Raw genomic sequence first — 22,204 nt, forward strand, 5'->3', positions numbered from 1 at the left:
CAACAAAGAAGAGGAGAACGAAAAATGACATTCCACCTGAAATCGCTCACCGGACACAAGGCCCGGGCCGGCCTTGCCGCGCTGGCGCTCGCGCTGTCGTCGACGGTCGCTCTTGCCGCCGACAAGCTGCAATATTTCACCTGGTCGGGCTACGAATTGCCCGACTTCAACAAGAGCTTCCTTGCCGCGCATCCCGATGGCGTCGAGGCGACGATCTTCGGCGATGACGACGACGCCTTCACCAAGGTCAAGGCCGGCTTCCGCCCGGACATCGCGCATCCCTGCTACGACAAGGTGGCGCGCTGGAACAAGGAAGGCCTGCTGCAGCCGATCGACACCAAGCGCATCAAGAACTGGGATTCGATCTTTCCGGTGTTCAAGAACCTACCCGACCTGCAGGCCGGCGACGGCAAGGTGTGGATGGTGCCGTGGGATTGGGGCAACACCTCGATCCTCTACCGCACCGACCTGGTGAAAAACCCCGAGGCGAGCTGGAACCTTCTGTGGGACAAGCAATATGCCGGCCGCATGGCGACCATCGACGCCGTGCACGACACGCCGATCGTCGCGGCCCTCCTGGCGGGTGTGAACCCCTTCGACATGACGCCGGACCAGATGGACAAGGTGGCCGAAAAGCTGCGCGAGCAGCGGCCGCTCATGTCGAGCTACACCACCGACATGACCTCGGTCGAGCAGGCGCTGGCCAGCGGCCAATTGGTCGCCGCCATGACCTGGAATGCGTCCGCCACCTCGCTCAAGAAGCAGGGCGTCCCGGTCGAGTTCATGAAGCCGAAGGAAGGCATGCTGACCTGGGCCTGCGGCTTCGTCATGCTGAAGGACGCCAAGAACGTCGACCTCGCCTATGACTTCATCAACAGCCGGCTCGATGCCGACTCGGGGAAATTCCTGATCCAGTCCTATGGCTATGGCAGCTCGCTCTCGACCGCATTTGCCGGCGTGTCGAAGGAGGAGCTGGAGAAACTGCAGCTGCCTGCGGATCCGGATGTGATGCTGAAGAGCACCATCTTCACCGGCCCGATGAAGCAGAATGACGATATGGCGAAGATGTTCGAGAAGGTGAAGGCGGGGGGCTGAGCGCTCTTACCTTCTCCCCTTGTGGGGTGAGAAGCGGTCCGCGTGAGCGGACGGAAAGCCAATTGCTTGGCTTTTCGAGCTTCGAACGCCCTGAGCCTGCGAAGGGCCGGGCGGTGGCCGCGAAGCGGCCGGATGAGGGGTGCTCCAGGGAAAACCAGCGTCTCATTTCGCTGGAGCACCCCTCATCCGTCTCGGCGCTATCGCGCCGATCCACCTTCTCCCACAAGGGGAGAAGGGAAAGATAACGAGGACCATTGCATGGATGTCTTTGACGAAGCCGCCGAGAGGTCGAAAGACGATGCCGATATCCGCGTCGGCCGGCGCGTGCGGGCATTGCGCCTGGAGCGCAAGCTCTCGCTGGCCGAGCTTGCGGCCAAGGCCGGCATCTCCATCGGCGCGCTCAGCCAGATCGAGCGCGGCATGTCCTCGCTGCGCGTCAAGGTGATCTGGCCGCTGGCCGCGGCGCTCGACATCGAGCCGTCGGCGCTGATCGCCGACGGCAACGAAGCGGTCAACGATCTCTATTGCGTGCGCGCCGACAAGCGACGGCAGATTCCGGTGAAATCCGAAGGCATCGCCAAGGCGTTGTTGTCGCCGCCCGCCGCCACGCTTACCGGCATGCTGGTCACGGTCGAGGCCGGCGGCGGCACGGCGGAAGCCTACGCCCATGCCGGCCACGAATTTGGCTTCGTGGTGACGGGCGAGGTCGAGCTGGTGGTGGACGCCAGCACCTATGTGCTCAAGGCCGGCGACAGCTTCGCCTTCAAGAGCACGCTGCTGCATGCCTTCCGCAATCCCGGCGCCGAGCGTTGCCAGATCCTTTGGGTCAACACGACAAGACCGTCCGAGGTGCGCGATGGCGCCTGACGCGACAGAGCAATTCCAGGAAAGGTGCGAAGCGGTTTTCCGTCCGGAATTGCGGGATGCATTGGTTCGGCTGCAGGAGGTTTCGAAGGTTTTTCCTGGCGGCATTGTCGGGCTTGATAGTGTCAACCTCGACATCGCGCCGGGCGAGTTCCTGACCCTTCTCGGCCCTTCCGGTTGCGGCAAGACGACGAGCCTGCGCGTCATCGCCGGCTTCGAGAGCCCGACCAGCGGCAATGTGCTGCTCGACGGCCGCGACATCACCGGGCTGCGGCCATTCGACCGGCCGGTGAACACCGTCTTCCAGGACTATGCGCTGTTTCCGCATATGGACGTCGCGGCCAATGTCGGCTTCGGTCTGTCGCTGCGCAAGCTCACCCGCGCCGAGCAGGCCAAACGGGTCCGCGAGGCGCTCGACATGGTGGGCCTCGCCGATAAGCTGCGCGCTCGCATCTCCGAACTCTCCGGCGGCCAGCGCCAGCGCGTCGCCTTAGCCCGCGCCATCGTCTGCGAGCCGCGCGTGCTTCTGCTCGACGAGCCGCTGTCGGCGCTGGATGCGCATCTGCGCGAGCAGATGCAGGTCGAATTGAAGCGGCTGCAGTCGCGGCTGGGCACCACCTTCGTCATGGTCACGCACGATCAGACCGAGGCGCTGTCGATCTCCGACCGCATCGTCGTCATGAACAAGGGCCGCATCGAGCAGATCGCGCCGCCGGCCACGCTTTACGACCGGCCCGCGACACGCTTCGTCGCCTCCTTCATCGGCACCATGAACCTGTTGCCCTCGCGCTTTCTCGGCCGCGACGGCGAGCGCCTGCGCTTTGCCGCCGGCGACCTGCCGCTGGAGGCGATCTCAGACAGCGGCGATACGCCGGCCGCCGGAGACACGCGAACCATCGGCGTGCGGCCGGAAGATCTCCTGATTGTCGGTGAAGCCGGCGAAGGCACCGCGCCGGCGCGCGTCAGCGGCGTCGTCTTCCACGGCCGCACGCTGCGCCTCCATGCCGAGCTAGGGCAGGGGACTGCGATCGTCATTGACGCCCCGCGCCGCGCCGACGGTACTCAATTCAGCGTCGGCGACGTAGCCTATGTCAGCCTGCGGCGCGGCGCCAACTGCCCCATGCTTTCCAGCTGATGCGATAGGCGCTTCAAGACGCCTTGGCGAAGAATCCCTGATAGTCGGACTTGGCCTGCAGCAGGCGCAGGATGTTCTCGCGCGAGCCGCGCACATGCGCGCGGGCGCGCTCGCCGGCCAAAGCGACATCGCCGGCGCAGATCGCGTCGACGATGCCGGCATGTTCCTCACGGGTGAGCTTCCACTCGTCCAGCCATAACAGCTCCGTCCAGACATATTGCTGGCATTTGTCGAGGATGCCGCAGAGCATGCCGTAGAGCATCTCGTTGCCGCTGATTTCGGCGATCGCCCGGTGCAGGTCGATGCCGACCTGGAGCTCCTCGAATTTCTCCCTGGTGCTGCGGTCGGGGATCGCGGCCAGCCGCTCGCATTCGGCGAGCATCTCGCGCAGCCGCGCCTTGTCGGCGGCGGTCGCGTTTGCCGCCGCCAGCTCGGTCGCGCGCCCGTCGAGCAATTCGCGGATGTCGAAAGCCTCGCGGAACATGGTCAGGTTGAATTCGGTCACCACATAGCCCTGGCGCGGGCGTCCGATCACCAGGCCGTCGCGCTCCAGACGGTTGAAGGCCTCGCGCACCGGCGTGCGGCTCACCTTCAGGCGCTCGGCGATTTCGTTTTCCGTCACGCGGCCGCCCGGCGGGATTTGGCCGGTGATGATCAGAGCCTTCAGCGCCTCGAACACCGAATCGCGCAACGTGTTCTTTCTCTCCTTGCTCAAGCGTCCCGCCTCCAACGGTCAACCGCACGTCCGACGTTGACATCGGCTTTCGCCGAACTACACTCAAAATTGTATACAAATTCCCATACCAAATCAACGACAGCAGGACACCGGTTGGAGAAGCGAAAATGACGAAGAGAGCTGCGCGAGCAGATCGATCCGACGATCGCCGCCATTGCGACGTGCCTGATCGTGCTATCGATCATCTTGTTGTCCGCTGCCCAGCTTTTCGGCCGCGGGCGTTGATACCGGGATACCTTGAACAGCATGCGTGATTTCCAGTTTCCCGGCCGCTCGCCGGTCCGCGCCACCGAGGCGATGGCCGCGACCTCGCATCCGCTCGCCACTTTAGCCGCCATCGACATGTTGCGCTCCGGCGGCAACGCCATGGACGCGGCCGTCTGCGCGGCGGCGGTGCAGGCCGTGGTCGAGCCGCAGTCGACCGGCATCGGCGGCGACTGCTTTGTCCTCTACTGCCCCAAGGGCGACGCGAACGTGCTTGCCTTCAACGGCTCGGGCCGTGCGCCAAAGGCCGCGACGGTCGACTGGTATCTGGACAAAGGATTTAGCGAGCTTCCGAAGCAGGGTCCGCACGCCGTCACAATCCCAGGCGCCGTCGACGCCTGGTGCCGGCTGCTGGAGGATCATGGCCACAAGAGCATAGAAGACGCGCTCGCCCCGGCGATCCGCTATGCGGAAGAAGGCTATGTCGTGCACGACCGCGTCGCCTTCGACTGGGAGGACCCCGAGACCGACCTGTCGGCCGATGAGGTGGCAACATGCATCTTCCTGCCGGGCGGCAAGCCGCCGAAGGCCGGCGACATTCATCGCCAGCCGGAGCTGGCGGAGACGCTGCGCATCATCGCCAGGAAAGGCCGCGCCGGTTTCTATGAAGGCGCGGTCGCGGACGATCTGGTCGGACGGCTTCGCGCGCTCGGCGGTCTGCATACGCTCGACGATTTCGCCGCCACCAAGGGCGATTACCGGACCGCGATCAGCACCTCCTATCGCGGCTACGACATCCACCAGATGCCGCCCAACAACCAGGGCCTGACCGCGCTTCTGATGCTGAACCTGCTGTCGGGCTTTGATCTGGGCAAGTTCGATCCGGACGGCGCCGCGCGGCTGCACCTCGAGATTGAGGCCGGCCGGCTCGCCTATCAGGATCGCGATACGTTTTTCGCCGACCAGGATCATGTCGATGTCCCGGTCCAGGCGCTGCTTTCCGGCGCCTATGCCGACAGCTTGCGCGCCGCGATCGATCCCGAGCGCGCCATGGCCGATCTGCCGCGCCTCGATCTTCCCGGCAGCGACACGGTCTATATCAGCGTCGTCGACCGCGACCGCAACGCGGTGAGTTTCATCAACTCGACCTATTATTCCTTCGGCAGCGGCGTGGTCGGCCCGAAGACCGGGGTCGTGCTGCAGAACCGTGGCTCCAGCTTCCGCCTCGACCCGAAGCATCCGAATGCGATAGCGCCAGGCAAGCGGCCGATGCACACGATCATGCCGGGCATGATGACAAAGGATGGCCGCGCCCTCATGCCTTTCGGCGTGATGGGTGGCGGCTATCAGCCCTTCGGCCATGTGCATCTTTTGGCCAACATGATCGACTTCGGCATGGACCCGCAGCAGGCGATCGATGCGGCCCGCGTCTTCTATAACCACGATGTCGTCGAGGCCGAGCGAAGCGTGCATCCCGAAGCCATCGAAGGCCTGCGCAGGCGTGGACATCGTATTGTGGAGCCCGACCATCCGCTGGGCGGCGGGCAGGCGGTGCTGATCGACTGGGAAAAGGGCACGCTGACCGGCGCGTCCGATCCGCGCAAGGACGGCCTGGCGCTCGGATATTGAGCGGCGCTGGACATAAGCCGATCGTTCGAAACATAGTCTGGAACCATGACAAACAGCGAAAACGCCACCGATCTCGCCCATCGCCTTGCCCCCGGCGCCGACGACGCGCCGGCCATCGCCGCGCCCGAACGGACGGCACTCTCGCATGGCGGGCTGCGCCGCCTGATCCGCGATACCGTGGCGCGCTTGAACGCGCTGGGCATCGGCCGGGGCGACCGCGTCGCCATCGTGCTGCCGAACGGCCCGGAGATGGCCACGGCCTTCATCGCCGTGGCGGCGGCCGCGTCCACCGCTCCACTCAATCCGGCCTACCGCGCCGACGAGCTCGATTTTTATCTCAGCGATATCGGCGTCAAGGCGATCCTCGTCGGCAAGGAGGAGGCAGGCCCCTCGGTCGAAGTCGCCGGGCGCCTCGGCATCCCGGTGCTGCGGCTGGTCGTGCCGGAGGGCGCGCCGTCTGGGGTGTTCGCGATCGAAGGCGATCCCGCGGGGCCGCCGGTCGCCTCGGGCTCGGCCGCCGATGACGATGTCGCGCTGCTGCTCCACACCTCCGGCACGACGTCGCGTCCGAAACTGGTCCCGCTCAGCCACGCCAACCTTGCGGCGTCGGCGGCACATATCGGCGCGACGCTCGGCCTGACGCCGGCCGACCGCTGCCTCAACATCATGCCGCTGTTCCACATCCATGGGCTGATCGCAGCGGTGCTGTCCTCGCTCGCCGCCGGCGGCAGCGTCTTCTGCACGCCGGGCTTCAACGCGCTGCGCTTCTTCCAGTGGCTCTCCGAAGCCAAGCCCAGCTGGTACACGGCCGTGCCCACCATGCATCAGGCGATCCTGCCGCGCGCCGCCCGCAATCCCGAGCAGCTTGCCGAGGCGAAGCTGCGCTTCGTCCGCTCGTCGTCCGCTTCGCTGCCGGCGCAAGTGATGGCCGAGTTGGAGAAGACCTTCGGCTGCCCGGTGATCGAGGCCTACGGCATGACCGAGGCCGCGCACCAGATGGCGTCCAACCGTTTGCCGCCCGGCCTGCGCAAGCCCGGCAGCGTCGGCGCGTCGGCCGGACCGGAGGTTGCCGTCATGGCGCCGGACGGGCGATTGCTCAAGCCCGGAGAGGTCGGCGAGATCGTCATTCGCGGACCGAACGTCACGGCAGGCTACGAGAAGAACCCGGATGCCAATGCCAGCGCCTTCGCCCATGGCTGGTTCCACACCGGCGACCAGGGCGTGCTCGACGAGGATAGTTATCTGCGCGTCACCGGCCGGCTGAAGGAGATCATCAACCGCGGCGGCGAGAAGATCTCGCCGCTCGAGGTCGACGGCGTTTTGATGGATCATCCGGCGGTGGCGCAGGTCGTCACCTTCGCCATGCCGCATGACAAGCTGGGCGAGGAGGTGGCCGCCGCCGTCGTGTTGCGCGAAGGCCAGAGCGCCAGCGAGGCCGATATCCGTGGCTTTGCATCGACCCGGCTCGCCGATTTCAAGGTGCCGCGCAAGGTGGTGATCCTCGACGAGATCCCGAAAGGCGCGACGGGCAAGCTGCAGCGCATCGGGCTGGCGGCCAAGCTCGGGCTCGGCTGATGCGCATCACTGTCTTCGGCGCCGGCGCGATCGGCGGCTACCTCGCCGCGAAGCTGGCGATTGCCGGCTCGGTCGATCTGTCCATCTTGGCGCGCGGCGCGCATCTGGAAGCCATCAAGGCCGGCGGCCTTCGCCTGATCGAGGACGGCAAGGAAACGGTGGCGCAGGTGAAAGCGGCGGCACGCGCCGAGGAACTCGGCTTGCAGGACTATGTCGTGCTGGCGCTGAAGGCGCATTCGCTGGCGCCGGCGCTTGATCAGATCGCGCCGCTGTTGGGCGAGGGGACAGCCGTCGTCACCATGCAGAACGGCGTGCCCTGGTGGTACTTCTACAAGGCAGGCGGCGCCCTCGAAGGCACGCGGCTTGATGCGGTCGATCCCGGTGGCGCCATCTGGCAGCGCATCGGGCCCGAGCGTGTCATCGGCTCCGTCGTCTATCCCGCCGTCGAGGTCGATGCGCCGGGCCTTATCCGCCATGTCGAAGGCACGCGCTTTTCGCTGGGCGAGCCTTCGGGCGAGAAAAGCGAGCGAGCCACCGCGCTAGCGCGCGAAATGGTCAAGACCGGACTGCAGGCGCCGGTGCGCGAGGACATCCGCTCGGAGATCTGGGTGAAGCTTTGGGGCAACCTCTCCTTCAATCCGATCTCGGCGCTGACCGGCAGCACGCTTGCGGCCATCGTCGCCGACGAAGCCACACGCGCCGTCGCCCGCGCCATGATGCTGGAGGCACAGGCGATCGGTGAGCGCCTCGGCGTGCGCTTCCTCATACCCGTCGATCGCCGCATCAAGGGCGCCGGCGATGTCGGCGAGCACAAGACCTCGATGCTGCAGGACCTCGAGCGCGGCCGTCCGATGGAGATCGACGCGCTGGTCACCGCCGTGCAAGAGCTCGGCCGCTTGACAGGCCAACCGACGCCGACCATCGACACCGTGCTGGCGCTGGTGCGGCGGCTTGCGATCGAGCGCGGGTGTTATTGAGACGCGAAGATCGTCCGCTCTTGACTCTTGCCAATGTTCCTGTTTTGTTCTAATCGAGAGCTTAACAGGAGCGTTCTCAGCCGAACGAGTACGGATGTCTCGGCAGCAAGAGTTTGATTTCGGCATTCCGATTCCTCCACTGCAGCCGAGGCGGCCGGACCGGGTGTTCTTCGCGCTGTTTTTGCAGGCCAAGGATCGTGCCGCGTTTTGGTCGTTGCAGAAACATCTGTGCGATCTCAACGGGATAACCGGGTCGCTGCTGTTGAAAGAGCGATTTCATGTCAGTCAACGACATGTCGGTGATTACAAAAGACTTAGATCGAAAATCGAATTCGCGGCAAAGCGAGCCGGCCAGTTGGTCGAAATGCCGGCGTTTGAAGTCACGTTCAGCTATGCCGTAAGTTTTCCCGGGCGCCCGGCGGCAAAAGGCAGGCCGCCATGGCGTCCGTTCGTGCTTCTGGCAGACGATGGACCGGTCTGCGAACTCAGCCGGTTGATTGGCGTTGCGATGAAGGCGAACGGTCTCAAATCGGCAGATCATTTCGTTCCGCATATGACGCTTGCCTATGACAATTCATTCATTCCCAGGCAGCCCATCGATCCGATCAGTTTTGTAGCAAGGGAGCTCGTCCTCGTTCATAGCCTGCGCGGGCTGACGATCTACAAAGATCTGAACCGCTGGCCGCTGGTGGCCGCGCCATAGCCCAGGCGCCACCATCCTGACACGATTTGTCACCTGTGGAGGCGGCCGTCAGTGGCAGGCGAACACAAGACACCTACTTGATGTCTTGTCCAAACCGGGAGGAAATCATGACCACTGCCGAAATCGCCAAGGATTTCACCGAGCTCCTCAAGCGAGGCGACAACCACGGCGCTGCCGCGAAATACAATGCCGACGACATCGTCAGCTACGAGGCGATGGAAGGGCCGATGGCCGTCTGCAACGGCAAGGAGGCCGTCAAGGAAAAGGGCGCCTGGTGGGAAGCCAACCACGAGGTTCATGGCGGCTCGATCGAAGGGCCATATGTCAATGGCGACCAATTCGCCTTGCGCTTCAGCTTCGACATAACGCCCAAATCGACCGGCGAGCGCGTCAAGATGGATGAGGTTGGCCTCTACACCGTCAAGAACGGCAAGATCAGCGAAGAGCGTTTCTATTACTGAAGCCGACCGGCCTGAGGCGTCTCGCTTCTTTCGCGACGTAAATTTGAAATCAGAGATGGCGACCGGGCTGGTGTTCCGGTCGCCATTTCTGCTTCTCAAATCGACTTCACGTAATCCGCAAGCTGGTCGGCCACCGTGCCCCAGCCGTCGAAGAAACCCATCTCCTCGTGGCTGTTGCGCGTCGCCTCGTCGCGATGGATGGCGGTGGCGGTATAGCGTGTGCCCTTGCCCTCGGGCATCAGCGCGATGACCGCGGTGATGAAGGGCTCGCCGGACGGCCGGTAGCCCGGCAGCAGCGCGTCGGTCCACACCAGCCGCTCATTCGGCACGATCTCGAGATAGCAGCAATGGCGGTCGTTGACCTCCTTGCCGTCGGGCGATTGCATGCGCGTGCGAAACAGGCCGCCGGGCTGGAGGTCGATCTCGCAGTCGGTGATGACCCACGGCTTCGGCGTGAACCATTGCTTGACATGCTCCGGCTTCGTCCAGGCGCGCCACAGGAGTTCGCGCGGCGCGTCGAGAAAACGCTCCAGCGTCAGGTCCAGTTTCGGATTCGGCTTGAACGGATAGGTCACTTTTCACTCTCCTTGAGGCTCGTCACATAGGCGTCGAACTGGTCGAGGCGGCGCTCCCACAGCGCGCGCTGTTCGGCGAGCCAGTTTTCCGCAAGCTTCAGCGGCTCGGGCGAAAGGCTGTAGGTCCTGACCCGGCCGGCCTTTTGCGACTGCACCAGCCCGCAACCTTCCAGCACCTTCAGATGCTCGACGAAGGAGGGGAGCGCCATGCCGAACGGCTCCGCCAACTCGCTGACCGAGGCGGGACTTCTGTTCAGCCGCTCCACCACGCGCCGTCGCGTCGGATCGGCGAGCGCGCGAAAAATGCCGTCGATCGGCGGCGGGTTCTGGCTGGCGGTCTGCAGGCTCATCGTCAGACCTCCCCGCCGCGCAGCACCTGATAGGTGAGCTCGACCGCGCCATTGGCGAAGGAATGCGTTGCGGTGAGCCTCAGATTCGTCGCGTCCTCCGTCTGGTCGAAGAACCGCGCGCCGCTGCCCAAGATGACGGGGAAGACCATCAGCCGGTATTCGTCGACGAGATCGTGCCGGCGAAGCGCGTTGACCAATGTCCGGCTGCCGCCGACGAGAATATCGCCCTTGAGGCTTTGCTTGAGCCTGGCGACAGCAGCCATCGGCTCGCCTTGCAGCACGGTCGTGTTGTTCCATGCCGGGTTCTTGAGCGTCGAGGAGACGACATATTTCGGCATGCCGTTCATGCGGTCGGCGAACGGGCCCTCATAAGTTGGCCACCCGCTGGCGAAGCTCTCATAAGTGACCCTGCCGATCAGCAGCGCCTCGTGGTCGAGCACTTCCTGGAACTTGTGCTCGATCTGCTTGGCTTCGTGACGCTTGCCCACCCAGTTGGTGTGCCGGTAACCCGGCTCGCCGCCTGGCGCCTCGCTCACCCCGTCGATCGACACCAGTTCGGCAACGACAAGCCTGCTCATGACTTTTCCTTTCGCGCATCGCTCGATTTCAAACTGGTATATTACTTAGGAAAAAACCTTAGTATTGGCAAGAGCCAAAATCGCACAGGCGCAAAGCGCTGGCAAAGCCTATAGGGCCGGCCTAGGCTTCTGCCGGATTCGAAAATCTCATCCAACAGAGGCCCGCCTTGACCATCACTATGTACGGCATCACCACTTGCGACACGATCAAGAAGGCGCGCGTCTGGCTGGAGAGCCATGACGTGCCGTATCGCTTTCATGACTACCGGGCAGAGGGGATCGAGGCCGACAGGCTCAGCGGTTGGATCGGCAAGGTCGGCTGGGAAAAGCTGCTCAACAAAGGCAGCACGACCTTTCGCGAGCTGCCGGAGAAGGACAAGGTCGGGCTGGACGAGAACAAGGCGAAGCAGCTGATGCTCGCCAAGCCGACGATGATCAAGCGGCCGGTGCTGGAGGTGGGGGATGGCGTTATCGTTGGCTTCAAGCCGGAGGTTTACGAGCAGGCGGTGGGCGGGGAATAGAGCTCGACCACTTACGTCGAGTTCCTTCGCCCCCTCTCTGTCCTGCCGGACATCTCCCCCTCAAGGGAGATCAGCCGTCACGCCGGCCTTCGCCAATCAACCTTGCAGGAATTAGCGGAGCGCCGGAGCTGCCAATCTCACCCCAAGAGGGGGAGATGTCCGGCAGGACAGAGGGGGGCGCTGTCCCGCCAGCATTTCAACGTTTACGCCTTTAGGTATGCCGCCAGCGCCACCGCATTGTTGTGCGCTTCGTCATGCGCGCCGTAGAGCAGCGTCGCCTTGCCTTCGCGCAACAGGCCACGCAGCTGCGCCACCGCTTCCTTGTTGGCGTCGAGCTCGGCCCGATACCGCTTCTGAAACTCCGGCCAGCGCTCCGGCTGGTGCCCGAACCATTTGCGCAGCGCGTCGCTCGGCGCGATCTCCTTCAGCCATAGCGTCAGTTCGGCGTCCTTCTTGCTGACGCCGCGCGGCCAGATCCGGTCGACCAGCACCCGCCGGCCGTCGGCCTTCGTCGGCGGCTCATAGACACGCTTCACCGCAATGTCGAAGGCCACTTACGCCTCCTTTGCCAAGCCCCAGGAAAAGTGTGCAGCGGTTGGGCTCGGCGACTTCGCCGTAGCCGTCTGTTCAAAATTGCGCCAACAAAGTACCGTTACGCCCACTCGCCCTTGCGCATCACCGGCACGCGGCCGCCATCCTTGGCCACGCCGTCAATGTCGATCCTGTCCGAGCCGATCATCCAGTCGATGTGGATGAAGCTCTTGTTGCCGCCGCGCTCCGCGATCTCGTCCTGGCTGAGTGACGCGCCGTTGACGAAGCATTTCGAATAGCACTGCCCGAGCGCGATGTGGCAGGCGGCGTTCTCGTCGAACAGCGTGTTGAAGAACAACAGGCCACTCCGCGCGATCGGCGAGGAATGCGGCACCAGCGCCACCTCGCCGAGACGCCGCGCGCCTTCATCGGTGTCGAGCACCTTCTGCAGCACGTCCTCGCCCTTCGACGCCTTGGCCTCGACGATCCGGCCGCCTTCGAAGCGCACCGAGATGTCGTCGATCAGCGTGCCCTGGTAGGAGAGCGGCTTGGTCGAAGAGACGTGGCCCTCGACGCGCCTTGCATGCGGCGTGGTGAAGACCTCCTCGGTCGGGATATTGGGGTTGCAAGTGATGCCGTTCTTCGCCGTCGAAGCGCCGCCCATCCATTCATGGCCATCCGCCAGCCCGACGGTCAGGTCGGTGCCTGGTCCGGTGAAATGCAGCGCGTGGAAGCTGTGCTCGTTCAGCCATTTCGTGCGCTCGGCGAGCGCCGCGTTGTGCGCCTTCCAATTGCCGATCGGGTCCTCGACGTCGACCCGCGAGGCCGAGAAGATGGCGTCGGCAAGCTTCACCACCGCGACGTCGTCCGGCTCACCCGGAAACACCTGCTTCGCCCAGGCAAGGTCGGGATAGGCGACGATGTTCCAGTTGATGTCGAAGCCGGTGATCTTCTCCAGCGCCGGCTGGTAGGCCATCGAGTTGGCCTTGTTGGCGCGCGCCACCTTGGCCGGGTCTTGCGACGACAGCAGCGACGGATCCTCGCCGCGCACCGCAAGCCGCGCCGCATTGTTCGAGAACGCCTTCGCCATGCCTTCGTAGAGCCAACCGGCGGCGCGGTCGAAGCCGGCGTCGGCGCCATAGCGGAAGCGCGCCAGCGTGATCTCGTCGTCGTTGAAGATAGGCGTCACCAGCCCGGCGCCCGCCTTATAGGCGTGCTCGACGATGCGGCGGGTCAGCGGCAGTGCCGCGATCGAGGAGGTCAGCACCAGGTCCTGTCCGGGCTGCAGCTGCAGCCCGACCTTGACGGCGACTTCCGCCAGCCTGTCGAGCTTCACCGGGTCGATGCTTGCCGAAACGCCGCGCGAATGTGTGGTCATGATCCTGCCTGCCGTTATGTTGGGGTTGTCATCCTTACATAGACCGCTGCGATTGACCTTTCCACCGCGATCGACTGGGCCTGCTCTCAAGCATGACGGACCGCGTTATTGGAAAGTGCGCAGCGGTTATGCGGCGCTGTCCAACGCCCGGAACTGCGCCACGGTCGCCTCGATCTCGTCGCGGATCCAGGCCTTGAAGTCGCGCACCTTGCGGCTTTCGCTCTTGGTGGCCGAGGTCACCAGCCAGTAACCCAGCCCGCTCTCGGCCCTGATCCCGAAAGGCGCGACCAGCCGGCCGTCGGCCAGCGCATCGGCGGTCAGCAACTGCCAGGCGAGCATCACGCCATGGCCGGCGATCGCCGATTCCAGGCAAAGCATCGGATCGGTGAAGCGCGCCCCTTTCTGGAAGGTGACCGGCTCGACGCCGGCCGCTTCGAACCAGCCGTCCCAGCTGAACATCGCCCGCTCGTCGGTGATGGCGCAGGTCTGCGCCAGATCGCCGATCGACTTCAGCCTGGTTGCGATCGAGGGCGCGCAGACCGGAAACACTTCCTGGGCAAGCAGAAGCTCGGCGCGCCCGCCCGGCCATTTGCCGTCGCCAAGCCGGATGGCGATATCGACATCGGAGCGGTCGAGATCGGCGATCCTGGCGGAGGCGTCGATGCGTAAAAGCACATTCGGGTGTCGCGCGAAATGCCGCGACAGCCTGGGCAACAGCCATTTCGAGGCGAAAGCCGGCGCCACCGAGACGACCAGCGTGCACTCGTTGGCCTCGTCGGCCAGCGCCACGGCTTGCGCAAGCTCGCGGAAGCCGGCGCTGAGCCGCGCCGTGAAGACCGCGCCGAATTCGGTCGGCACGAGCCCGCTTGGCGTGCGTTCGAACAGCGCCTGGCCCAGTTGCTTTTCCGTGCGCTTGACCTGCTGGCTGACGGCGCTGACCGAGACATTCAACTCCGCCGCCGCGCCCGCCAGCGATCCCAGCCGGGCGACGGTTTCCACGGCGCGCAGGCCGTTGAGATGGACGCGGTTCAGCATAGCCATCCAGTTTTTTCTAAAGTGAACGGACCGAAATCTCAATTGAACCCCGACAGGATAGGGCAGAATTTACCTGCAACAACCTTGAGCCATGAGGTGGCCCGATGAAGATTTTATCTTTGCTGAAAGGGCTTTCCGGCGCCGAGGCGAGGCCGCGCGACGACGGCGAGATCGCGCGCTGGATCACCGATCCGCTGTCGCATCCGGTGCTCGACACCATGTCGGAACGCGAGCTCGGCGACATGCCGTTCCGGCTGACGGCCCGCCGCACGGCTTACGAGACCGGCTGCCGTTGAAGTCACGTTGCCGCAGCGGCGGAAACCAAAAGACAAACTAATGTGACCATTGTGCATAGCGTTGCCGGCGTCAGCGCTGCCCCTCATTGCCCTGCCGGGCATTTCTCCCCGTATAGAGACGGGGAGAAAGACGCTGTCATCGCCGCTTTCGCTAATTTTCAACGCTGTAGGATAATCGCCAGCGTTGCGGCCGGTTTCCTTCTCCCCGTCACTATACGGGGAGAAGGTGCCCGAAGGGCGGATGAGGGGCAGCGCTGACGCAGAAAGTTTCGCACCAATCCGATGCGATCGGTCCTTTCTACGATCGTGACACTGGCCCAACGCAAGCGCATTGTTTCACCTGCACACGCAATTACTGTGCGCCGCAATGAACGCCTCGCCATCTCCCTTGCGGCTTGCTCTCGCCGGCATGGTCGCGCTTGCCGTCGCCATGGGCATCGGCCGCTTCGTCTACACGCCGATCCTGCCGGGCATGATGGAGGGACTTGGCCTGACGCCGGCCGATGCCGGTTGGATCGCTTCCGCCAATTATGTCGGCTACCTCATCGGCGCGCTTGCCGCGGCCGGTGGCTGGGCGCATGGCCGCGAGCGCATGCTGATGTTCGCCGGCCTCGCCGCCAGCGCCGTGCTCGCGGCCCTCATGGGGCTCAACGAGACGATGACCGCCTTCCTCGTCATCCGATTCCTCGCCGGCCTCGCCAGCGCCTTCGTCATGGTGTTCATGGCCTCAATCGTCTTCGGCCACCTGGCTGAGGCTGGCCGCATCGATTTGCAGGCGCTGCATTTCGGCGGCGTCGGCCTGGGCATTGCCGCGTCCTCGGCGCTGCTGGCGATCCTCGTCTCCGAACACGCGGGCTGGGCCGCCGGCTGGCTCTGGTCCGGAGCGCTTTCGGCGGTTGGCCTGCTCATCGTCGTGCTGCTCGCCGGCTCGACCACCCCGGCCAATGTCGCCGACGGGCGCGAGCCGGCGCTGCCGAAGGACGGATCCCTGATGAGGATGATCGTCGCCTACGGGCTGTTCGGCTTCGGCTATGTGGTGACGGCCACTTTCCTGGTCGCCATCGTCCGCCAGGGCGGCGGCGGGCGCGTCTTCGAGGCGACTGTCTGGATGGTCGCCGGCCTTGCCGGCTTTCCCTCGACTTGGGCGTGGCAGAAGCTCGCCGGCCGCATCGGGCTCTATGCCGCTTATGCCGCGAGCTGCCTGGTCGAGGTGGTCGGCGTCACCGCCAGCGTCGTCGTCAAGGGCGCTGCCGGACCGTTGATCGCCGGCGTCCTGCTCGGCGGCACCTTCATCGCCATCACGGCGCTGGGCCTACAGATGGGCAGGCAGCTCGCGCCGCGGGCGCCGCGCCGCATCTTCGCGGTGATGACCGCGGCCTTCGGCCTTGGCCAGATCGTCGGCCCGATCGCCGCCGGCCTGCTCGCCCAGGCTTCGGGCAATTACGTGCTCGCCTCGATCATGGCAGCGGCGGCGCTGCTCGCCTCTGGCGTCATTGCCTGGTCGGCTGCGCCAAAATCGCCATGATTTGCGGTTTGTTCGATGCCGGGCGTCGGGCACGGGCATTTTCTTTCCCCCTAATGTGTGACTTTATGCCCGCCGAACTGCAACGCCGCTGATTTGCGGTCAGACCGAGGAAACCCGCCACAGTGTTCGTATCTTTCTTCCCGCAGCCGAAGCTCTTCTTCACCTCGGCCGCCGTCTGGAGCCTTGCCGCGATCCTGTTCTGGTTCTTCGGCGGCGAGCAGCTGGGCGCGATGTTCGGATTGCCTCCGGTAGCAGAGGGTGTCGCCAAGATCATTGGCGTCGAGCTCTTTTGGTCGAAGCCCTTTCTGTGGTTCTACATATATTTCGCCGCGGTCGTTTTCATTTTCTACGGTTTTTGGGCTTGGTATCGACCCCATCCATGGTTGAATTGGTCAGTTCTTGGAACTTCGCTCATCCTCTTCGTGATCTATTACCAGGTGCAGGTCAACGTTGCTTTCAACGATTGGTACGGCCCTTTTTACGATCTTATTCAAAAGGCGTTGGGGACACCGTATTCTACGACGCCATGGGATTTTTACAGCCAGCTGCTGACCATCATGTGGATCGCGCTTCTGGCTGTTACTGTTGGCTCTCTCAATCGGTTCTTCGTAAGCCACTGGATCTTTCGTTGGCGCACCGCCATGAACGACTACTATATGGCCAACTGGGATAGGTTGAGACGTATCGAAGGCGCATCGCAGCGTGTCCAGGAAGACACGATGCGTTTTTCCACCACGATGGAGGATCTGGGCGTCAGCTTGGTTGGGTCGGTCATGACCCTGATCGCGTTTCTTCCCGTGCTGCTGCATCTTTCGCAGAACGTTACGGAATTGCCGATTGTCGGCACGGTGCCTTATTCACTCGTCGCTGTGGCTATAGTCTGGTCCATTTTCGGAACCACTTTCTTGGCGCTGGTTGGCATCAAGCTTCCAGGGCTTGAGTTCCGCACACAGCGCGTCGAGGCGGCTTTCCGCAAAGAGCTTGTCTACGGCGAGGACGACATAGGTCGTGCGCAGCCGCCAACTGTCGCTGAACTTTTTCGAAACGTCAGAAATAACTATTTCAAAAAGTATTTCCACTATCTATATTTTAACGTTGCTAGGATTTTCTATCTACAAATCGATAATATATTCCCATATATTGTTCTCGTACCCACAATGGTCGCTGGCAAGATAAAGCTTGGTGCTCTAAATCAGATTCTAAACTCTTTTGATCAGGTGCGTTCGTCGTTCCAATATCTGGTCAATTCCTGGCCAACTATTGTCGAGTTGATTTCCATATATAAACGCCTTCGTGCCTTCGAGGCGACGATCCATGGCGAGCCGCTACCAGATATCGATCGCCGTTTCATCGAACGCCAAGCACAGGAGCCGGATCCGGCCTAAGTCGGCTTGCAAGGTGGGCGGCTCAGCCGCCCACACTCGCCTGTGACGACTGGCCGGCGCGCTGGCGCGCGACATAGTCGCGCAAACTGATGCACTCGACTTGCGGCATCACGCAGACCTCGTCCGCGAAGCGCTCCAGCGCGTTCCAGTAGGCGCCGTTGTTCATCAGCGTGAAGTGGAAGCCGAGCTCCAGCGGCAGGCGCTTGCCATTGTACTGAGCCTCGAAAGCGGCGCGGAACGCCTGATAGGCGCGCTCGGTGAACGCGTCCGCCATGGCCGGCTTTTCGGTGCCGCCCGAGTGGCGGACATAAAGATTGTAATCCATGGCGACGACCGGCTTCCCCTTCGGTCCCTCCGGGACAAGCGGCAGGGCAAAACGGGTTGTGCCATTCAGGGTCGGCGGCATGGCCGGGCCGCTCGAGACGCCGCTCGCGTCGTATTCAAAGCCGGCCTCGGGCAGCGCTTCGTAAAGCGCCTTATCGGTGGACAGATAGGGCGCGCGAAAACCGGTTACGGTATGGCGGGCGAAATCGCGCCAGCCGGGCGGCTCGGGAGAAATGCCGTTGATCGCATAGGCGTTCTCGAAAATGAGCCGCGCGGAGGCGAATTCGGCCAGCCAGTCGGCCTTGCTCCAGGCCTTGCCGTCGAAATGGCCGCAGGCATGGCTGCCGATGTCGTGGCCCTCGGCCGCGGCCAGCCGGACCTGCTCAAGCCGGTCGGCGACATCCTGCTTCGAGGCGCCGAAGCCGATATTCGATTTGCCGGCGGCCTTGCCGGGGCCGGCATAGTGCAGCCGCGTCTCGGGAGTGAGCAGGAAGACGCAGGACAGGAAATAGGTGAAATGCGCGCCCGTGCGCTTTGCCAGCGCCCGGCTGCGCTGCCATTGCGAGATATCGCGGGCGGCATCGAAAGAGATCAGCACGACCTGCTTGGCCGGCGAAACGGTTGGCGATTTCGGCGGATCGGCGAAGGCGGCGTTGGCTGAGGCGAGCGAGGCGAGACTGATCGCAAGAACGCGGTACGAACGAAGCATTGACAACCTTCTGGCGGGGACGTCTCCGGCCGATCGGAAGCCGGCTATCGCGCAAATGTGGCGCGGTTGCGTTCAGGCATGGACTGTGGGTGCCCGGCATTCTCAGCCGATTTTCCGGTCCGCCCCCTTCCATGCCGACGAAATTTCGCTAAAACGCGGGCTCAAGAAGCGCCTCCTCCTGGGGCCGCAATGGTTTTGATTGATGTCGGACGACAGTTTTATCCGCGAAGTCAACGAAGAGATGCGTCGCGAGCAGGCGCAGAAGCTATGGGACCGTTTCGGCCCGGCCATTCTCGGCATCGCCATCCTGATCGTGCTCGGCACCGCCGCTGTCGTCGGCTACCGCTATTGGGACGAAACCCGCGCCAATCGCTCCGGCGACGCCTTCTCGGCGGCCCTCAAGCTCGCCAATGACGGCAAGAACGACGAGGCGATCGCCGCGCTCGACCAGCTGGAGAAGGACGGCTACGGCGCCTATCCGCTGCTCGCCCGCATGCGCGCCGCGACCGTCAAGGCCAACAAGGGCGACATCGATGGCGCGGTCAAGGATTTCGACGAGGTCGCCGCCGACAACGCCATTCCCGCCGGCATTCGCGATATCGCGCGGCTGAGGGCGGCGCTCCTGCTCGTCGACCACGGCTCTTACGCCGATGTCTCCAGCCGCATCGAGGCGCTCACCGCCGACACCAATCCGCTGCGCCATTCGGCGCGCGAAGCGCTCGGCCTTGCCGCCTGGAAGGACGGCAAGTCGGCGGACGCGCTCAAACTGTTCGACCAGATCTCTTCGGATGAAGCCGCCCCGCGCAATGTGCGCCAGCGCGCGCAGCTGATGTCCGAGCTGATCCGCGGGTCGGGCAACGTGTCGTGATCCTGGATGGGCTTCAAAGTCGCCATCATCGGCCGGCCTAACGTCGGCAAATCGACTCTTTTCAATCGGCTGGTCGGAAAGAAGCTGGCGCTTGTCGACGACACGCCGGGGGTGACGCGCGACCGCCGCGTCCACGCGGCAAAACTCTACGATCTTCATTTTGATGTCATCGACACCGCCGGCTTCGAGGACGCGGCGGCTTCGACGCTGCCCGGCCGCATGCGCCAGCAGACCGAGATCGCCATTCGCGAAGCCGACCTCATCTTCTTCACGGTCGATGCCAAGTCGGGCCTGATGCCCGACGACCGCACCTTCGCCGAGGTGGTGCGCAAATCCGGCAAGCCGGTCGTGCTTGTGGCCAACAAGGCAGAGGCGCGTGGCGCTCAAGGGGGCATGCTGGAAGCTTGGGAGCTCGGCCTCGGCGAGCCGATCCCGATCTCGGCCGAGCACGGCCAGGGCATGCCGGATCTGCGCGACGCGGTGATTGAAGCGCTCGGGCAGGAACGGGCTTTCGGCGAGGACGAGGAAGACGAAGCCGGCGAGATCGCCGCCAGCGAGGTTCTGATCGGCGAGGACATCGCCGACCCGGACGCTGAAGCGTCCTATGACGACACCAAGCCGCTGCGCATCGCCGTCGTCGGCCGCCCGAACGCCGGCAAGTCGACGCTGATCAATGCGCTGATCGGCGAGGAGCGGCTGCTGACCGGTCCGGAAGCCGGCATCACGCGCGATTCGATCTCGGTCGACTGGGACTGGCGTGGCCGCAGGATAAAGCTGTTCGACACGGCCGGCATGCGCCGCAAATCCAGGATCCATGAAAAGCTGGAAGTGCTATCGGTGCAGGATGGCCTGCGCGCCATCCGCTTCGCCGAGATCGTCATCATCATGCTCGACGCCACCATCCCGTTCGAGAAGCAGGATCTGCAGATCGCCGACCTCATCATCCGCGAGGGCAGGGCGCCGGTGATCGCCTTCAACAAATGGGACCTGATCGACAATCCGCAAGAGCTGCTGGCCGAGCTGCGCGAGAAGACCGAGCGGCTCCTGCCGCAGGTGCGCGGCATCCAGGCGGTGACGGTCTCGGCCGAGACCGGACGCGGTCTCGACAAGCTGATGGAAAGCGTCATCAAGACGCACAAGGTCTGGAACAGCCGCGTCTCCACCGGCAAGCTCAACCGCTGGCTGGAAGGCATCCTCGCGCATCACCCGCCGCCCGCCGTCGCCGGCCGCCGGCTGAAGATCAAATACGTCACGCAGGCCAAGACCCGCCCGCCGGGCTTCGTCGTCTCGTGCTCGCGGCCGGACGCGATGCCGCAATCCTACGTCCGCTATTTGATCAACAGCCTGCGCGAGGCCTTCGACATGCCCGGCGTGCCGATCCGCATGGTGCTGCGCACCTCGGACAATCCGTTTGCGGGCAGGGCGAAGAAGCGGTGATCCGCGGGGAGTGACGCCAACGCCGGTCCCTCGTCATCCACGGGCGGCCCGTTTGAGGAATGCGGCCACGCAGAGTGGGGTAAGTTGTGATCCTTCGCGCCCCCCTCTGTCCTGCCGGACATCTCCCCCACAAGGGGAGAGATCAGCAGCTTTAGCGCCTCGCTCCTCTTGCAACATTGGCGATTGGCGAAAGCCGGCGTGACAGCCAATCTCCCCCCAAGTGGGGGAGATGTCCGGCAGGACAGAGGGGGGAGCTGTCCCGCCAGCGCTTCAAAGCTTAGGCGACCTCTAGCAAACTCTCCTTGGCTAGCGCCCCCTCCGGCAGCGTCTCCAGCGCCGCCTGCAGCAGGATCTCCGCCAGCCGCGCCGCCACCGGATCGAGCTCGGCGTCCTTACGGTGCAGGTGCAGCGCCATCGTCGGCAGGGCAGGAAGCCCGAGGACTCCCGGCGCGATCGCCCTGACATTGGCAGGCAGGCCGATATCGGTGCGGATCGTCAGGCCGAGGCCCGCCGCCACCGCCGCCCAGATGCCGCCGAGGGAAGGACTCGAGAAGGCCATGCGCCAGGGCATGCCCGCGCGATCGAGTGTCTCGGTCGCCACGGTTCTGAGCAGGCACGGCGCCTCGAACACCACCAGCGGCAGCGGCTCGCCATTGCGCGGACCAGCCTCGATCGGCTTGGCCGGGCCGATCCAGCGCGCCGGCACGTCGGCGACATGGCGGCTATAGGGCAGGGCCGTGCCGTCATGCCAGGCGAGCGCGATGTCGAGATTGCCTGACAGGACACGCTCGGCAAGGTCGTGGCTGCGGCCGATCCGCGCCTCGATCCGCACCTTGGGATGGGCGCGGGCGAAGCGGCCGAGCACGTCGGGCAGCACGGCCTCGCCGAAATCCTCCTGCAGGCCGAGCCGCACCCAGCCTTCAAGCTCGACGTCGCGGATGGCGGAGGCCGCTTCGTCGTTGAGCTCAATCAGCCGCCGCGCATAGCCGAGCATCGTCTCGCCGGCTTCGGTGAGCGCCAGGCCGCGTCCCGCCTTGCGGAAGACCGGCGTCGCAGCCTGCTCCTCCAGCTTCTTCAGTTGCGCGCTGACCGCGGACGTCGAGCGGCCAAGCCGTTCGGCGGCCTTGGCGAAGCTTCCGAGCTCCATGCCGGTGACGAAGGTTCTGAGAACATCGAGGTCGAAGGTGACGCGGCGCATCGGAATCATCCTGATTTTCAGGATTGTTGATAAAAAACTTCCTGATTTTATGGATGAAGCTATGGCGCTACATCCTGTCCGTCAAGCCGTCAGCCGGCCGTCACGGGAATGAAGC

At 64.1% G+C, this 22,204-nt stretch carries 23 protein-coding genes; 14 read left to right on the forward strand and 9 right to left on the reverse strand.

The features are described 5' to 3' along the window. The first annotated feature begins 24 nt into the window (after positions 1-24). The 3 genes from FJ419_RS14645 (at position 25) to FJ419_RS14655 (ending at position 3,094) form a co-directional block, all read left to right on the forward strand. A complete protein-coding gene (locus FJ419_RS14645; RefSeq protein ID WP_140693870.1) occupies positions 25-1,095 on the forward strand; it encodes an ABC transporter substrate-binding protein in 1,071 nt (356 codons plus the stop codon). A gap of 258 nt (positions 1,096-1,353) precedes the next feature. Beyond that, positions 1,354-1,962 (forward strand): cupin domain-containing protein, encoded by a 609-nt coding sequence (locus tag FJ419_RS14650; protein ID WP_140693874.1) that lies wholly within the window; start codon positions 1,354-1,356, stop codon positions 1,960-1,962. Positions 1,963-2,023: 61 nt separating this feature from the next. Further along, positions 2,024-3,094: an ABC transporter ATP-binding protein gene (locus FJ419_RS14655; RefSeq protein WP_246679209.1), complete on the forward strand. Its 1,071-nt coding sequence runs from the start codon at positions 2,024-2,026 to the stop codon at positions 3,092-3,094. A gap of 13 nt (positions 3,095-3,107) precedes the next feature. Here FJ419_RS14655 and FJ419_RS14660 read toward each other — a convergent pair whose 3' ends face one another. Further along, positions 3,108-3,809, reverse strand: a complete 702-nt coding sequence (locus tag FJ419_RS14660; protein ID WP_181170697.1) for a GntR family transcriptional regulator — start codon at positions 3,807-3,809, stop codon at positions 3,108-3,110. Between the two features lie 267 nt (positions 3,810-4,076). On the opposite strand from FJ419_RS14660, the gene ggt reads away from it, so the two are divergent. The 5 genes from ggt (at position 4,077) to FJ419_RS14685 (ending at position 9,379) form a co-directional block, all read left to right on the forward strand. Further along, positions 4,077-5,663 (forward strand): gamma-glutamyltransferase, encoded by a 1,587-nt coding sequence (gene ggt / locus FJ419_RS14665; protein WP_140693889.1) that lies wholly within the window; start codon positions 4,077-4,079, stop codon positions 5,661-5,663. A gap of 45 nt (positions 5,664-5,708) precedes the next feature. Continuing rightward, positions 5,709-7,238 (forward strand): acyl--CoA ligase, encoded by a 1,530-nt coding sequence (locus FJ419_RS14670; protein ID WP_140693894.1) that lies wholly within the window; start codon positions 5,709-5,711, stop codon positions 7,236-7,238. Further along, positions 7,238-8,215: a 2-dehydropantoate 2-reductase gene (locus FJ419_RS14675; RefSeq protein ID WP_140693897.1), complete on the forward strand. Its 978-nt coding sequence runs from the start codon at positions 7,238-7,240 to the stop codon at positions 8,213-8,215. The genes FJ419_RS14670 and FJ419_RS14675 overlap by 1 nt, the downstream gene beginning before the upstream one ends. 94 nt (positions 8,216-8,309) lie before the next feature. Continuing rightward, positions 8,310-8,918 carry a 2'-5' RNA ligase gene (locus tag FJ419_RS14680; protein ID WP_140693902.1) on the forward strand — a complete coding sequence of 203 codons (609 nt, stop codon included), beginning with the start codon at positions 8,310-8,312 and terminating at the stop codon, positions 8,916-8,918. Between the two features lie 107 nt (positions 8,919-9,025). Further along, complete coding sequence (locus FJ419_RS14685; protein WP_140546912.1) at positions 9,026-9,379, forward strand: nuclear transport factor 2 family protein; 354 nt, start codon at positions 9,026-9,028, stop codon at positions 9,377-9,379. 95 nt (positions 9,380-9,474) lie between these two features. On the opposite strand, the gene FJ419_RS14690 is transcribed toward FJ419_RS14685, so the two are convergent. From FJ419_RS14690 to FJ419_RS14700, 3 genes are read right to left on the reverse strand one after another with little or no spacing between them, the layout of a single operon-like run. Beyond that, positions 9,475-9,954 carry an SRPBCC family protein gene (locus tag FJ419_RS14690; protein WP_140693906.1) on the reverse strand — a complete coding sequence of 160 codons (480 nt, stop codon included), beginning with the start codon at positions 9,952-9,954 and terminating at the stop codon, positions 9,475-9,477. After that, positions 9,951-10,304 carry a metalloregulator ArsR/SmtB family transcription factor gene (locus FJ419_RS14695; RefSeq protein ID WP_140693911.1) on the reverse strand — a complete coding sequence of 118 codons (354 nt, stop codon included), beginning with the start codon at positions 10,302-10,304 and terminating at the stop codon, positions 9,951-9,953. Before FJ419_RS14695 ends, FJ419_RS14690 begins: the two co-directional genes overlap by 4 nt. 2 nt (positions 10,305-10,306) lie before the next feature. Then, positions 10,307-10,882, reverse strand: a complete 576-nt coding sequence (locus FJ419_RS14700; protein ID WP_140693916.1) for a dihydrofolate reductase family protein — start codon at positions 10,880-10,882, stop codon at positions 10,307-10,309. Positions 10,883-11,049: 167 nt separating this feature from the next. Between FJ419_RS14700 and FJ419_RS14705 the strand changes: the two genes are divergently transcribed. Next, a complete protein-coding gene (locus tag FJ419_RS14705; protein ID WP_140693921.1) occupies positions 11,050-11,403 on the forward strand; it encodes an ArsC family reductase in 354 nt (117 codons plus the stop codon). Between the two features lie 203 nt (positions 11,404-11,606). Here FJ419_RS14705 and FJ419_RS14715 read toward each other — a convergent pair whose 3' ends face one another. The 3 genes from FJ419_RS14715 to FJ419_RS14725 all read right to left on the reverse strand — a co-directional run bounded on the left by FJ419_RS14715 (position 11,607) and on the right by FJ419_RS14725 (position 14,353). Next, positions 11,607-11,957, reverse strand: coding sequence for a DUF488 domain-containing protein (locus FJ419_RS14715; RefSeq protein WP_140693926.1), 351 nt, complete (start codon positions 11,955-11,957; stop codon positions 11,607-11,609). Positions 11,958-12,055: 98 nt separating this feature from the next. Beyond that, a complete protein-coding gene (locus tag FJ419_RS14720) occupies positions 12,056-13,312 on the reverse strand; it encodes an aminopeptidase (RefSeq protein WP_140693930.1) in 1,257 nt (418 codons plus the stop codon). Between the two features lie 126 nt (positions 13,313-13,438). Then, positions 13,439-14,353 (reverse strand): LysR substrate-binding domain-containing protein, encoded by a 915-nt coding sequence (locus tag FJ419_RS14725; protein ID WP_140693935.1) that lies wholly within the window; start codon positions 14,351-14,353, stop codon positions 13,439-13,441. A 98-nt stretch (positions 14,354-14,451) separates the two neighbouring features. On the opposite strand from FJ419_RS14725, the gene FJ419_RS14730 reads away from it, so the two are divergent. The 3 genes from FJ419_RS14730 to sbmA all read left to right on the forward strand — a co-directional run bounded on the left by FJ419_RS14730 (position 14,452) and on the right by sbmA (position 17,553). Then, positions 14,452-14,643, forward strand: coding sequence for a hypothetical protein (locus FJ419_RS14730; protein ID WP_140693940.1), 192 nt, complete (start codon positions 14,452-14,454; stop codon positions 14,641-14,643). 367 nt (positions 14,644-15,010) lie between these two features. After that, the gene (locus FJ419_RS14735) at positions 15,011-16,168 is read left to right on the forward strand and encodes a YbfB/YjiJ family MFS transporter (RefSeq protein ID WP_246679210.1); all 1,158 of its coding nucleotides are present in this window, start codon (positions 15,011-15,013) and stop codon (positions 16,166-16,168) included. A 122-nt stretch (positions 16,169-16,290) separates the two neighbouring features. After that, positions 16,291-17,553, forward strand: coding sequence for a peptide antibiotic transporter SbmA (gene sbmA, locus FJ419_RS14740; RefSeq protein ID WP_140693944.1), 1,263 nt, complete (start codon positions 16,291-16,293; stop codon positions 17,551-17,553). Positions 17,554-17,575: 22 nt separating this feature from the next. Here sbmA and FJ419_RS14745 read toward each other — a convergent pair whose 3' ends face one another. Then, complete coding sequence (locus FJ419_RS14745; RefSeq protein ID WP_140693948.1) at positions 17,576-18,586, reverse strand: polysaccharide deacetylase family protein; 1,011 nt, start codon at positions 18,584-18,586, stop codon at positions 17,576-17,578. Positions 18,587-18,788: 202 nt separating this feature from the next. On the opposite strand from FJ419_RS14745, the gene FJ419_RS14750 reads away from it, so the two are divergent. Next, positions 18,789-19,454, forward strand: coding sequence for a tetratricopeptide repeat protein (locus FJ419_RS14750; protein WP_140693953.1), 666 nt, complete (start codon positions 18,789-18,791; stop codon positions 19,452-19,454). 6 nt (positions 19,455-19,460) lie between these two features. Further along, positions 19,461-20,891, forward strand: coding sequence for a ribosome biogenesis GTPase Der (der, locus tag FJ419_RS14755; RefSeq protein WP_140693958.1), 1,431 nt, complete (start codon positions 19,461-19,463; stop codon positions 20,889-20,891). A 277-nt stretch (positions 20,892-21,168) separates the two neighbouring features. Here der and FJ419_RS14760 read toward each other — a convergent pair whose 3' ends face one another. Then, the gene (locus FJ419_RS14760; protein WP_140693963.1) at positions 21,169-22,089 is read right to left on the reverse strand and encodes a LysR substrate-binding domain-containing protein; all 921 of its coding nucleotides are present in this window, start codon (positions 22,087-22,089) and stop codon (positions 21,169-21,171) included. Between the last annotated feature and the right edge of the window lie 115 nt (positions 22,090-22,204).

The sequence above is a fragment of the Mesorhizobium sp. B2-6-2 genome, from assembly GCF_006440615.1.
GTDB lineage: Bacteria > Pseudomonadota > Alphaproteobacteria > Rhizobiales > Rhizobiaceae > Mesorhizobium.